Source organism: Brachybacterium sp. AOP25-B2-12 (assembly GCF_052378625.1).
GTDB lineage: Bacteria > Actinomycetota > Actinomycetes > Actinomycetales > Dermabacteraceae > Brachybacterium.
This window is the reverse complement of the sequence record NZ_JBQSXW010000016.1, coordinates 1-13,357: the sequence shown is the minus strand read 5'-3', so window position 1 is coordinate 13,357 and position 13,357 is coordinate 1. Positions and strand designations below refer to the sequence as shown.

Sequence of the window (13,357 nt, the reverse complement as noted above, 5' to 3'; positions counted from 1 at the left end):
TCGAACGGCGTTCAGCCCTCGACGGGCACGAACTCGATCGGCGAGACCGAGGAGTAGCGGTCCTCGCGGATCGACACGACGCCCACGCCGCCGATGAACGGTGCCAGGGCCTGCGGGTTCTTGCCGGGGTTGGCGAGGATGACCTGGAAGCCGAAATGGCGGAAGGACTCCATCGCCGCGGTGATGAACTTGCCGGCGCCCTTGGAGAAGGCCTCGTCGATGATGATCGGCGCGTAGCGCGGGACCGCGGTGCCCGTGCCCGCGAGCTGGTAGCGCAGCGCCGCGGCCAGGCAGAACGTCGTCAGCCGCTCGTTCTGGCCGCCCGAGAGCGGTCCGCCGGACTCGTGGGCGTGGACGACGACGCCGTTCGCGTCGATCTCCTCGGCGTGGAAGTGCACGTGGCGCCGCACGTCGAGGATCGCGCGGGAGACCTGGTCGTCGTGCGTGCGGGCCGCGGCAATGATGCCCATGAGGCGCCGCAGGGACACGAAGCGCTCCTCGGCCCGCTCGCGGTCCAGGGTGACGTCGTTGGCGACGGTGTCCCGCGCGGCCTCGTCCAGGGCCTCCTTGAACTCGTCGAGGGCGGCCAGGTGCACGGGACGCATCGAGAGCTGCAGGAAGCGCCCGCGGTGGAACTCGACCTGCGACAGCAGGGCGTTGATGCGGCTCAGGCGCTTGCGGATCTCGACGGGCTCGCGTCCGATCGCGGTCGCGAGCGCCTGCACGTCGCCCAGGGTGTTGCCGGTGAAGAAGGCGAAGAAGCGGTCCTCGACCTCGGGCAGCTTCTCCTCCTCGATGCGGGAGAGGATCGCCAGGTGGTCATCGACCGCGTCCAGCGACGTGTCGGTGTCCCCGGCCTCGGCGGGCCAGCGGCGCCCGAACTCGCGCATCGCGGTGCGCATGTCCTCCTCGGCGCGCGAGGTGCGCCGTGTGAGGTCCATGAGCTCGGCGTCCAGGGTGGCGGCGGTGTCCTTGGTGACCTGGTCGATGGTCGCCAGGACCAGGGTGGGGGCGATCGCGGCGAAGCGCTCGGCGAGCTCGGCCTCGACCTCGGGGGTCAGCTCCCGGGCGGCTACTCGGGCTCGGGCCTGCTCGAGGCGCTCGGCCGAGCGCTCGGACTGCTCGGAGAGGCGCCCGAGGGTGCGGACCACCTCGAGCAGCTCCTCGTCGGCATCGACGATGGCCTGCTCGACGTCGTCGACCTGGCGGGCGAGCTCGGCGAGCGCCTGGGAGCCGTCCTCGGATGCCCGGACCATGTCCCGCAGGTTCGCGATGCGGCGCGCGACCGAGGCGGCGTCGATGTCGTCCCAGGTCACCGAGGCGATGCCCTGCAGGGCGAACTGGCGCGCGCGGCGCACCTCCACCTGGGCCTCGACGTCCTTGCGGCGGGCCTGCGCCTCGAACAGCGCCTGCTCGGCGCGCACCCGCTCCTCCTCGAACACGGTGCGCTTGGCGCGGTTGTCGAAGCCCAGCACCCACTGCGAGCGGTCGTTGATCGCGCGGTCCGCGTTCTTCTCGTGACGGGTCGCGGAGTGCTTGATCTGTCCCGAGCGCAGCACCGCGCGCGGCAGGCGCGTGAACTCCTCGAGGTCCTCGGCGCACACGTAGTCCATGCGGGCGGAGATCTCATGGGACAGCCACGCGTGGAACTCGCCGTCCTTGATGTCGATCTTCGCGGCGAGGGTGCGCTCGTCGATCGACCGGGCGGGACGGTGCAGGTCGGTGTTGACCCGGTTGTAGGAGATGCGGCGCCGCAGCTTCGTGCGGTCGATGACGGCGGCGACCTCGCGGTACACGCGGTCGGGCACGAGGATCGAGCGGGCGAGGCCCCGCAGGGCCTGCTCGGCGGCGGCGGTCCACTCCCCCTCGCCGGCGGCGACCTGCAGCAGCTCCGCGGCGAACGGCAGCGTGGTGGGCGCGACCCCCACCTCGCGGGCGATCGCGTCGCGCAGAGCCACGTCCTCCGAATGCAGGTTCGAGGCACGGGAGGTGAGCGACTGCAGCTCGGCGGTGGCGGAGCGCAGAGTCTCGGTCTGCTCACGGACGGCGGCCTCGGCGTCCCAGCTGCGCTGGGCGGAGGTGCGCTCCTCGTCGTCCAGGGCCCGACGCAGGTCGGTGACCTCACGCTGGGTCGCGAGGAACAGGTCCTCGCTGACGGGCGTGCGCAGCTCGACCGTCGCGAGCTGGCTCGCGAACTCGGTCGCGCGCTCCTTGCGGCGGTCCCGCTCGACCTCCAGACCGGCGATCTGCTGCTTCCAGTCGTCGATCTCCCCGCCGCCGGCGCGGCGGCGCTGCTCCTTGAGCTGGGCGAGGTCGGCGCGGGACTCGGCGACGTCCTGGGTCAGGCGGCGCTGCTGGGCGGCGGCCCGGTCGTGCTCGAGCTGCAGATGTCCCTGGTCCTCGTCGAGCAGGCGCACCAGGTGGCGGGCTGCGAACAGGTCGATGTCGGCCCGGCGGTCCACGAGCTCCCCGCCCCGCTCGCGCATCGCCGACCACGCCGTGTGCGCCTCGGCGAGCGTGCGCAGGAGGTCGCGCTGCTCGCGGGCGGTCACGAGCGCCTCGTAGACCTCGGAGAGGTTGTCGAAGTTGGCGAGAGCCTGGTCGGCCAGCTCGAAGGTGCGCGGCTCGTCGAGCATGTAGTCGCGCAACAGGGTGTTGACGTCCCCCAGCTCCTTGGCGGACTGGATCTTGTGGAGCAGCTGCAGGGCCTTCTCGTCGGGGATCCCGAGGAGCTGGCAGAAGCGTGCGCGGTACTCCCGGAACTGCCGGAAGGTCTCGGTGCCGGGGTGTGCCTGCTCGAGCGCCCGGCCCTCGATCTGCGTGGAGACGAAGGCCCGGAGGTCCGAGACGTCCAGCGGGGTGCGGGCGATGACGTACAGGGACTTCACGTCGGAGTCGGCGCGGTGCCCGGCGTGCAGGAGCATCAGGCGCGAGAGCTGGATCGTGTGGCCCTCGCCGTCGGAATAGCGCAACGTGACCACCGACAGCGTCGAGCGCTCGCGCAGCACCTCCTGGCTGAACTCGCCGGTCGCGGCGTCGTAGTGCATCGCCCAGGCGCCGCGCACGTAGCTGGCGATGGTGCGGCGGCTCTTGGAGCGGGTGGGGCCCGCGTCCGAGGCGGCGGCGTTGAAGTGGAGGGTGCGCGGGGGCGTCAGCAGCGCGCTGATCGCGTCCAGCAGGGTCGACTTGCCCGTGCCGGGGCCGCCGGTGAGGAAGTAGCCCTTGGGGCTGATGGCGAGGTCGTGGGTGCCGTGGAAGGTGCCCCAGTTCGACAGCTGCACGTGCGTCAGGCGCCACTGCCCGGGGTGCGGGTGCTCGGGGTCGACGGCGACGGGGGCCCGCTCGGAGGATTCGGCGGCCAGACCGGGCAGGTCCAGGGCGGTCGAAGAGGTCGGGGCGCTCGCGGATTCCACCCTGAGAGGGTACCGGGAGGCGCAGGGCTCAGTCGGCCCCGCGGGTGCCGTCGTCCTCGGCGTCCCCGTCCCCGGCATCGCCCGCGTCCTCGAGCGGGACGCCCGCCTCGCGGTACAGCCGGATGAACTCCCGCGCCGTATCGGGGTCGATCATGAGGCGCAGCACCGGGGAGACCTCGAAGGCATCGCCCTGCTCGTCGAGCAGGCCTGCTCGCTGGAGCTTGGTGATCGAGGCGCGGATCTCCTTGGTGAAGCCCGCCTCGTCGGTCGAGGAGGTGCGGCGGTACGCCGCGAGGCTCTGCTCGATCTCGCGCTCGGTGGTCACGGCGCGCTGACCGCGCGAGGACTGCGTCAGCAGCATCTGGCGCAGCACCAGCAGCAGCACCGAGTCCATCCGGTTCAGCCCCGTGAGGCGCCGCAGGAGCTTGGGGGCATCGACGTCGTCCTCGCCCTGGCGCACGAACGCCACCTGCGCGTCGTCGTCGACCACGAGGTCCAGGAACAGGTCCGACAGGCGTGCCTCGATCGCGGAGCGGTCCCGCAGCAGCTGCGCGTAGCGCGTCGGATCCTTGCGGCCGTCGAGGAACGGACCCTGCAGGAGGGCCACGAGCACCCGACGGGAGGGATCCACCAGGCGGTGCATGACGATCGAGGTGCCCTCGAGGTCGTCGTCGCGCTCGTCGGGGCGGGTGTCGGCAGAGGTGGTCACGGCGAGCCAGACTACCGGGGCGCGCGCACGTGCCGCATCGGGCCCATGGCACAGTGTCGGCATGACCGACGACGATCAGCAGGATCGGCCCCTGCCGGTGCTCGTGTGCCCCGACGGCTTCAAGGGATCGATCACCGCCGCCGACGCCGCGCGCGCCCTGGGCCGGGGATGGCTCGCGGCGCGTCCCGGGGACGCCGTGGACCTGCTGCCGCTCGCCGACGGCGGCGAGGGGACCATCGACGCGATGGCCGGCGCCGCCCCGGGGGCACGGGAGCTGGCGGTCGAGGTCACCGGCCCCGATGACGCCCCGCACCCCGCGCGGGTGCTGCTGCTGGCCGACGGCACGGCCGTGCTCGAGCTCGCCGAGACGAGCGGGATCGCCCTGCTGGGCGAGCACCTGCGCCCCTGGGACGCCCACACCGTCGGTCTCGGCGAGGCCGTGCGCGCGGCTCTGGACGCCGGGGCCAGACGTCTGCTCATCGGCCTGGGATCCAGCGCCTCCACCGACGGCGGCACGGGCCTGCTGAGCGCCCTCGGCGCGGTGCTCACCGACGCCGAGGGGCGCACGGTCCCCCGCGGGGCGGCAGGGCTGTCCCGCATCGACCACGTCGACCTCACGGGACTCCCGCCTCTGCCTGCCGACGGCGTGCAGATCCTCTCCGACGTCCGCTCCCCGCTGACGGGTCCGCACGGCGCCGCGGCCATCTTCGGCCCACAGAAGGGGCTGAGCTCGGACGATGTGCCCCTCGTCGACGCGGCGCTGGAACGGCTCGCGGAGCTCTACGGCATCGACCCGGCCACCCCGGGATCCGGCGCCGCCGGGGGCACGGCCGCGGCCCTGCTCGCCTGGGGCGCGGAGCTCACCGCCGGGAGCATCGGAATCGGCGGGGCCGCGGGGCTGCCCGCGCGCCTGGACGCGGCCGATGTGGTGATCACCGGGGAGGGGCGGTACGACGGGCAGACGGCCGAGGGCAAGGTCGTGGGCCACGTCGCGGCGCTCGCCGCCGCTGCGCCCCACCGGCCCCGGCTGCTGGTGGTCGCCGGGAGCATCGACGCACCGCTGCCGCCCGGCGCGGCGGGGAGAGACCTGGTCGGCATCGCCGGGAGCGTCGCCGCGGCGATCGCGGACCCCGAGCCGTACCTGGTCGAGGCCGGACGGGAGCTGGCCCAGGCCCTCACCGAGGAGGTCGTCCGGCCCGGTGGTGGGGTCGTCGGGCCCAAGGGCGGGCATGTCCGGCCCGAGGGAGAGGTCGCCCGGCCCGAGGGAGAGGTCGTCGGGCCCAAGGTCGGGCGTGTCCGGCCCGAGGGCGGGTCTGTCCGGCCCGAGGGCGAGCCCACGATGGATGACGGCCGGGACGATGCGGTCCGCGCGGCGGGCGCGGCCGGTGCCGACGGTGGAGCTGTCCTGGACGACGCCCGATGAGCGGGGGCCGCACCGAACGCGTCCCGGCGGACGGGCCGCCGCGCCGCGCCCGCATGGACGACCTCACGATCGAGAAGGTGCTGCGCACCGTCGAGCAGATCCCGGCGGGCCGCGTGGCCGGGTACGGGCAGATCGGCGCGATCGTGGGGGTGGGTCCCCGGCTGGTCGGGAGGATCCTGCGGGAGTGGGGCGCGAGCGTGCCGTGGTGGCGCGTGACCTCCTCCTCCGGCGACCATCCGCTGCTCGCCCGGGCGCGGGAGCACTGGGAGGCCGAGGGCATCGCCCTCAAGCCCAACGGGCTGGGCTGCCGGATGTCGGAGTTCGGCGCCGACCTCGATCGGCTGCGCGCCGACGCCCGGAGCGCGTGGGCCGACCTCGGGTGACGGCGGCGGGCCGGGCGAGGTTCGCACGACGCGGCTCACGCCCGGCCCCCGACCACGACCGGGGTCAGCGCGTGAGCACTGCGGCGACGCCCGGGATCTCGGCGATGTACCCGTCGACCAGTCTCCGGGCGATGTTCACGGAATCCACGAGCGGGTGGAGCGCGACACCGGTCACGGCCTCCCTGCGGGACCCGGTCAGGGCCGCCTCGATGATGTGCTGCTCGACGCTCTTGACCTGACTCATCAGACCGATCTGATGCAGGTCCGGGGGTGCGGTCGTGAGGGGATGCACCCCGTTGGCGTCGACGACCGTCGGGACCTCGACCACGGCGTCGTCCGGGAGCCCGCCGATCGTGCCCCGGTTGCGGACGTTGAGGATCATGGTGGCGCGCTCGTTGCGACTGATCGCCGCCATGACGGCGAGCGCGACGCCCGCGTACCCCTGATGCGCGGGATCCAGCTCGACGTCCCGGGTGCCCGTGGGCGCGTCCTGGGTGCCGCCCTTGGCCTCGGCCATGTACGAGGCACCGCGTCGGTCCACGGTGCGGCGCCACAGGTCGGCGACGCCACCATGCCCGTGCGCCGCCGCCTCCCGGTAGAAGGCCGGCTGGGTGAGCGCGAGGAAGTCTCCCCTGGTCGTCCCGGATGCACGGATGCCCGCGATGGCCTCGCGGTTGAAGTAGTAGTAGTAGAGGTACTCGTTGGGGATGGCACCGAGCGCCTGGATCCACTCCGTGCCGAAGACCTCGCCCTCCTCCATCACCGCCAGCCGGGTGTCGTCGGACAGGACCTCGGGCAGGATGTCGCGTCCCTCGTACAGGACCCGGCGCATCCAGCCGAGGTGGTTGAGCCCGACGTAGTCCATCTGGACCTTGGAGTGGTCGAGCCCCAGGAGCCCCGCGACCCTGCGGCCGAGTCCCGACGGGGTGTCGCAGATGCCCAGGACCCGGTCCCCGAGCACACGCTGCATCGCCTCGGTGATGATGCCCGCCGGGTTGGTGAAGTTCATGACGTATGCCTGCGGTGCGACCCTGCGGATGGTCCGGGCGATGTCCACCATCACCGGGACGCTGCGCAACGCGTAGGAGAGTCCGCCCGGACCGGTCGTCTCCTGGCCCAGCACGCCCAGGTCCAGGGCGATGTGCTCGTCGCAGCGGCGGCCCTCGAGTCCACCGACCCGCAGGGCGGCGAACACGAAGTCCGCACCGTCGAGCGCGACCTCGAGATCCTGCGTCGGCTCGACCAGCGGGGCATCGGGGAACTCCGTGGCGAGCTCGGCGAGCAGCCCGGCCATGACGCCGAGCCGATCCGCGTCGATGTCGTAGAGGGCCACGCGGTCCACCCGCGGTGAGCCCTGATCGCGCAGAAGGGCCTGGTAGACGTAGGGCGTGCGGAAGCCGCCCCCGCCGAGAATGCACAGCTTCATGCGATGACTACCTCTCCGCCGCTCTCGCGGCACTGGGACACCGTCTCCTCCGGGGCTCCGGAGGTGGTGATGAGCGTGTCCACGTCACGCAGCGAACACAGTCGCAGCGCGCCGGAACCGGGGAACTTCGACTCGGGGGCCAGCAGCACCACACGATCGGCCGCCTCGATCATGGCCTGCTTGATGGGTGCCTCGACCGCCATGTTGTCCACGACGTGCCCGGTCGGCCGCACTCCGGTGCATGACAGGAGGAGGACGTCGGCACTGACCTGCGCGAGCGCCGCCTCGGTCAGCGAGCCGACCAGCGAGCGGTAGTTCCGCCGCAGCACCCCGCCCAGCATCACCAGACGCACCGACTCGTCGTCCCGCAGCTCGTCGAACACCGCGAGGTTCGAGGTGATTACCGTGATGTCGCGCCCGTGGAGGTGTCGCGCGGTCAGTCCCACCGTCGTCCCGATGTCGCACAGCACCACGCCGCCGTCCGGGACGTTCTGCGCAGCCGCCGCCGCGACCAGGGACCTGCCGGGGTCCGCCGAGTCGAGGTCGAACGGCGCTTCGCTCGCCGTGGCGTCATGGCTCTCCATGGTCTGGCGAGGCGCGAGGACCGCTCCGCCGTACGTCCGGGACAGCTCCCCGTTGCGATCGAGCTGCTCGAGGTCGCGGCGGATCGTCGAAGCGCTCACGTCCAGGGCCCGCGCGAGGTCCAGGACGGATGCCGACCCTTCTTCCTGCACGGTGCGGAGGATGCGGTTGCGACGTTCTCGGGTGATCACGAGAACGACCCTAGTACACGAGTTGCGCAAAGTCGATCACTTGCGCGCACCATAGGCGTCATCACGCGCAAGTAACGCGCAGATAACGATCGAAGTCGCGCGCTTGCGCACACAATCACCCCCGTCTAGCGTCACACTCCACCAGTTGTGCGCATCACATCGCAGTCCCGTGATGCGTGCCGGCGGGCGGGAAGCAGCCTGCCGCGCCACGTCCGTCCCAGGAGGTTCCCGTGACCACGGCCGACGAGCTCCGCACCGAGGGCGCCCTGCTGTTCGCCGGTGACGTCTACTGCGACCTGTACTTCGCCGGGGTCCGTCCTCCGGATCCGGGGACGGAGGTGTTCGCGGACGCCTTCGGCATCGTGCCGGGCGGAGTCGCCAACAGGGCCGTCGCCGCGGCACGTGCCGGGGCGACGACGCGACTGGTGTCGGCGATGGGCGACGACCCGTTGGGACGTCACGTCCGCGGGCTCCTCGCGTCCGAGCCCGACCTCGACCTCTCCGAGGTTCCCGTGATGGCCGGGATGCAGACACCCGTGTCCATCGCGCTCACCGGGGCCGAGGACAGGAGCTTCATCACCTACCAGGACGCAGGGATCGACCACGGTGCCGCCCGGGCCCCGGACCCTGCCCACGGCCCCGTGGCGATGACGCACGTCGGCATCGCCCGGGAGCTGCCGTCGTGGGTGGCAGACCTGCGCTCCACGGGCACCCGTGTGGTCGGCGGCGTCGGATGGGACGACAGCGGAACGTGGTCCGCGGACGTCCTGGACCGGCTCGCGGACGTCGACGTGTTCGTCCCCAACGAGGTCGAGGCGATGCGCTACACCCGGACGCACGACGTCCATGCCGCAGCGTCCGCCCTGTCCGAACGCGTACCCCTGGTGGTGGTCACCCGGGGAGCGCACGGTGCCGTGGGCATCGACGCCGCCCGGGGCGTCCGCATCGAGGTCGATGCGCCGAAGGTCCGCGCCGTCGATCCGACGGGAGCCGGGGACGTCTTCGTCGCGACGTTCATGGCTTCTCTCCTGCGTCCCTGGTCCCTGGACGAGCAGCTGCGGTTCGCCGCGCTGTGCGCCTCGGTGTCGGTGACCGGGTACGGCGGTGCCACCAGTGCACCGCATGCCGCCGATCTCCCGGCACTGGCAGGCCGCTGGGACCCCGACGGCGACTGGACCTTCCTCACGTCACAGCCCTCCCTCCCCGCGCGTGCAGATCGCACCCGCCCTCACGAATGGACGACATCATGACCACGACCCGCAGAACCCTTCTCACCTCGGCCGCGCTCATGGGCGCACTCGGCCTCGCGGCGTGCGCGCCGGGCGGTTCCTCGAGCCCGGCGGCATCGACGACCCTGGGCCCCGTCTCCCGGGACATCGGCGATGAGAAGACGACGCTCACCGTGTGGGACCAGAACACCGATGCCGGCATCGACACCGCCCAGGAGCAGCTCAACGCCGCCTTCATGGCCGCCCACCCCAACGTCACGATCGAACGCACCTCCCGGTCGTTCTCGGACCTCAAGTCGACGCTGAAGCTCGCGCTGAGCGGCGACAATCCGCCCCACGTGATCCAGGCGAACCAGGGATATCCGGACATGGGAGCCTTCGTGAAGGCGGGATTCCTCCGCCCGGTCGACGACTATGCAGAGCTCTACGGCTGGACGAGCTACTTCCCCGAGAGCTTCCTGAAGCTCAACTCGTTCTCCGCCGACGGCAGGACCTGGCAGGGCGACTCCCTGTACGGGGTCTCGCAGACCGGCGAGCTGGTGGGTGTGTACTGCAACACCGCCCTGTTGGGAGCTGCCGGGATCGGCGAGCTCCCCACCAGCCTCGACGAGCTCACCGCGGCGATGAAGGCCGTCCACGCCGCCGGGACGCTCCCGCTCGCGTACGGCGACGTCGAGAAGAGCCCGGGCATCCACCTGTACGGGGTGGTCCTGACGGCCGCCATGGGCCGCGAAGCCGTCAACGACCTCGTGACGTCCTCCTCGGGCTCCTGGACCGACGCGGCCGCCGTCGACGCCGCGTCCACCATCGCCGCCTGGCAGGACGCCGGATACATCACGCCCGGTGCCAACGGTGTCTCGCGCGAGGAGGCCGTGAGCACCTTCGGCGCCGGCGGCGCCGCCTTCCTCATCACCGGCACCTGGTACCAGGCGACGCTCGAGCAGGCACCTGCGGCGGCGGACATCCGGTTCACCGCGCTGACCCCCGAGGGCGCATCCGCCCCGCAGACGATGGGCGGCGAGGGTCTCGCGTGGGCGATCACGTCCAAGGCGGAGAAGCCCGACGTGGCGGCCGCGTACATCGACTTCATCACGGGGGCGCAGTCGGCCACCGCGCTCGTGCAGACGGGGAACCTGCCCACGGTCGTCCCCGAGGGCGACCGGCCGACGACCCAGATCGGCACGGACATCACCACGAGCTACAGCGCGATCTCGACGGCCGACGGCATCTCCCCCTACCTGGACTACGCGACGACGACCTTCTACGACACGCTCACGGCAGGGATGCAGGACCTCGTGGCCGGGCAGGCGACGCCCGAGCAGTTCTGCGACGCGCTCCAGAAGGACTACGCGGCATTCCAGGAGAGCCGGTGACCCCGGTGAGCTCCGGGGCTCGCCGACCGCGCCGCTGGTCCCCCACCGCCTACCTGTACATCCTCCCTGCGTTCGCGCTGTTCGTGGTGTTCCTCGGCGTGCCGTTGGCCCAGACGGTGCAGTACTCCTTCTACGACTGGGACGGGCTGTCGCCTGCCACGTGGGCGGGCCTCGGCAACTACCTCGCGGTCCTGTCGGACGAGGATCTTCGCGGCAGCTTCGTCCACGCCCTCGTCCTGATGGTCTTCTACGCCGGAATACCCATCGTCATCGCCCTGGGACTGACCGCCCTCATCTCGCGAGCACATTCTCTTCCCGGCATGTCCGTGTTCCGCACTCTGCTGTTCCTCCCTCAGGTCATCGCCTCGGTCGTGGTGGCGACGATCTGGGTGTCCATCTACTCGACCGATGGCCTGATCAACCGGACGCTCGAGGTGATCGGCCTGGGCGAGCTGGCACGCGTCTGGCTCGGTGACTACACCTTGGCGCTGCCCGCGGTCGGCTTCGTCGGCACCTGGTTGAACATCGGGCTGTGCCTGGTCCTGTTCCTGTCGGGGGTCGGGTCCATCGAGCCCACCGTGTTCGAGGCTGCACGGCTCGACGGAGCCGGTCTCATCCAGGAGTTCCTGCACATCACCCTGCCCGCGCTGCGCGGCCAGATCGCCGTCGCACTCACCCTGACGGTCATCTCCGCGCTCAAGACGTTCGACCTCGTCTACATCACCACCAAGGGCGGACCGGGGTCCAGCACCACGGTGCCCGCCTTCGAGGCCTACAACAGGGCGTTCAACACCGGGCAGGTGGGGTCCGCCGCCGCAGTCGCGGTGTGCTTGACGGTCGTGATCCTCGTGGTCACCGTGCTGATCGGTCGCATCCAGCCCCAGGAGGACGAGGCATGAGCATCAGCCGGAGCGAGAAGGCGATCACCTACACGATCCTGACGCTCTTCGCGCTCTTCGCGATCACCCCGCTGCTGGGTGTGCTCCTGAGCTCCGTGACGCCGTCGGCGGTCAACGACGGCAGCTTCTCGATCCCCGAAACGATCGACCTCGCCAACTACCCCGATGCATGGAACCGGGGTCGATTCGGGACCTACATGACGAGCTCGGTGCTCGTCACGGCGGGGGTCGTCGTGCTCACGACCGTACTGGGAGTCCTGGCCGGCTTCGCGTTCGCGCGGATGCGGTTCCCGGGTTCGGGTGTCCTGTTCTACGTGCTCCTGGCCGGTCTCATGCTCCCCGCCGAGGCATTCGTGATCCCTCTGTACTTCAACCTGAGGTCCGTCGGGATGCTCGACTCCTACCCGAGCCTGATCCTCCCCCAGACCGCACAATCCCTCGCGTTCGCGATCTTCTGGTCCCGCAACCACTTCCGCCAGTTCCCCGGGGAGATCATCGAAGCGGCACGCCTCGACGGGGCACGCGACCTCCGCGTGCTGTGGCAGGTCATCGTGCCGTCGTCCGTGGCATCGATCGCCACGATGGCGCTGCTCGTGACCATGTGGACGTGGAACGAGTTCCTGCTTCCCCTGGTCCTGATCACCAGCGAGGATCGTCGCACCGCGCCGCTGGGGCTGGCGTTCTTCCAAGGAGAGCACCAGACCGACTACTCGCTCCTGTCGACGGCAGGAGTGATCGTGGCGCTGCCCATCGTGGTGCTGTTCCTCGCGCTGCAGAAGCGGTTCATCTCCGGCATGCTAGGCGGCATCTCCTCACGATGACCGCAGACCCAGGGCCCGCGGGCCCACCTCGATCGCGAAGCTCGACGGATTCTCCACCGCAGGGGCGCTGCGGGCGACCTCGCCTCCATACCCTCGACCCGCGCACACTCGGTCGAGGAATCCGACCACGGCGGCTCCGTGCCGCGCGACCCCGTCGTCAGGAGAGGAAGGTGCCGTCTGATGCACCGCTCTCGGAGGAGTCTGCGGGAAGGGAGCGGGCGCGCGCTCCCTGGGTGTAAGGACCATCGGTTCCGTTGCGCCGCTGGAAGGTGTAGACGTCTCCGTCGATGGTCACGGCCCGCTCCGTCCAGAAGTTCAGCTTCCCGCAGGAATCCGACGGCTGCTGAAACCGGTTCGTCGATGTCTCGAAGTCGCCGAGCATGACCCGCTTGATCCCGTCTGTGCCGACGGTCGTCTCCCGAGGGTTGATCGTGCAGGTGTATGTCCACCGGTAGCCGGTGTACGTGAGGCCGTCCGGCTTCTGCGTCGGCGCGACGCGTACCGGATTGCTCCAGCACTGCGACATGCCGCTGCCCCTGGTCCACGAGATCGACGTGAGTCCTGACGTCGCGTGCACACCCAGGATCCAGTAGGTGAGCGAAGCACTCGTAACCGCGGTGACGTCGTCGGTGTCGTAGAGGTACAGGCCGAACGGTGCGCCGTCGGGGGTCGTCCCACTCCCCCGCGATGTGACCGACAGGGACGACGAGGACGTTCTGCAGCTGCCGGCGTCAGGGTGGTTGCTCACCCACCCGTTGATACCCGGGTCCTTGCGCAACGACGCGGCGAGCGCCGGGGCCGATGCGGAGACGATCACCGTCGGGGCCGCCCAGAGGGCCGCCTTCGCGACGGTCCTGCGGTGGATCTCGGGCGTTCTGCCATGGTCGGTCACGTCGGTAACATTAGCG

General features: G+C 71.0%; 10 protein-coding genes and 1 pseudogene. 6 read left to right on the top strand and 5 right to left on the bottom strand.

Annotated elements, in window-relative coordinates; all coding sequences use genetic code 11:
- Positions 1-11: 11 nt before the first annotated feature.
- Entirely contained in the window at positions 12-3,413 is a 3,402-nt protein-coding gene (locus ACT3TZ_RS11710) for an ATP-binding protein (protein WP_444583604.1), read from the bottom strand.
- Between the two features lie 28 nt (positions 3,414-3,441).
- A complete protein-coding gene (locus ACT3TZ_RS11705) occupies positions 3,442-4,122 on the bottom strand; it encodes a DUF4194 domain-containing protein (protein WP_444583603.1) in 681 nt (226 codons plus the stop codon).
- A gap of 61 nt (positions 4,123-4,183) precedes the next feature.
- On the opposite strand from ACT3TZ_RS11705, the gene ACT3TZ_RS11700 reads away from it, so the two are divergent.
- The gene (locus ACT3TZ_RS11700) at positions 4,184-5,545 is read left to right on the top strand and encodes a glycerate kinase (RefSeq protein ID WP_444583602.1); all 1,362 of its coding nucleotides are present in this window, start codon (positions 4,184-4,186) and stop codon (positions 5,543-5,545) included.
- On the top strand, positions 5,542-5,928 hold the full coding sequence (locus ACT3TZ_RS11695) for an MGMT family protein (RefSeq protein ID WP_444583601.1): 387 nt from the start codon (positions 5,542-5,544) through the stop codon (positions 5,926-5,928). The genes ACT3TZ_RS11700 and ACT3TZ_RS11695 overlap by 4 nt, the downstream gene beginning before the upstream one ends.
- Before the next feature lie 64 nt (positions 5,929-5,992).
- Here ACT3TZ_RS11695 and ACT3TZ_RS11690 read toward each other — a convergent pair whose 3' ends face one another.
- The gene (locus ACT3TZ_RS11690; protein ID WP_444583600.1) at positions 5,993-7,354 is read right to left on the bottom strand and encodes a 6-phospho-beta-glucosidase; all 1,362 of its coding nucleotides are present in this window, start codon (positions 7,352-7,354) and stop codon (positions 5,993-5,995) included.
- Positions 7,351-8,127: a DeoR/GlpR family DNA-binding transcription regulator gene (locus ACT3TZ_RS11685; protein WP_444583599.1), complete on the bottom strand. Its 777-nt coding sequence runs from the start codon at positions 8,125-8,127 to the stop codon at positions 7,351-7,353. The genes ACT3TZ_RS11690 and ACT3TZ_RS11685 overlap by 4 nt, the downstream gene beginning before the upstream one ends.
- A gap of 230 nt (positions 8,128-8,357) precedes the next feature.
- Here ACT3TZ_RS11685 and ACT3TZ_RS11680 point away from each other — a divergent pair, with 230 nt between their 5' ends.
- Genes ACT3TZ_RS11680 through ACT3TZ_RS11665 form a run of 4 tightly spaced genes read left to right on the top strand, consistent with a single transcriptional unit; the run spans position 8,358 to position 12,449 of the window.
- A complete protein-coding gene (locus ACT3TZ_RS11680; protein WP_444583598.1) occupies positions 8,358-9,377 on the top strand; it encodes a carbohydrate kinase family protein in 1,020 nt (339 codons plus the stop codon).
- The gene (locus ACT3TZ_RS11675; RefSeq protein WP_444583597.1) at positions 9,374-10,729 is read left to right on the top strand and encodes an extracellular solute-binding protein; all 1,356 of its coding nucleotides are present in this window, start codon (positions 9,374-9,376) and stop codon (positions 10,727-10,729) included. The genes ACT3TZ_RS11680 and ACT3TZ_RS11675 overlap by 4 nt, the downstream gene beginning before the upstream one ends.
- A complete protein-coding gene (locus ACT3TZ_RS11670) occupies positions 10,726-11,628 on the top strand; it encodes a carbohydrate ABC transporter permease (RefSeq protein ID WP_444583596.1) in 903 nt (300 codons plus the stop codon). The genes ACT3TZ_RS11675 and ACT3TZ_RS11670 overlap by 4 nt, the downstream gene beginning before the upstream one ends.
- Positions 11,625-12,449, top strand: a complete 825-nt coding sequence (locus ACT3TZ_RS11665; protein ID WP_444583595.1) for a carbohydrate ABC transporter permease — start codon at positions 11,625-11,627, stop codon at positions 12,447-12,449. The genes ACT3TZ_RS11670 and ACT3TZ_RS11665 overlap by 4 nt, the downstream gene beginning before the upstream one ends.
- Before the next feature lie 157 nt (positions 12,450-12,606).
- Here ACT3TZ_RS11665 and ACT3TZ_RS11660 read toward each other — a convergent pair.
- Positions 12,607-13,357: pseudogene (locus ACT3TZ_RS11660) on the bottom strand (hypothetical protein); the annotation flags it as partial.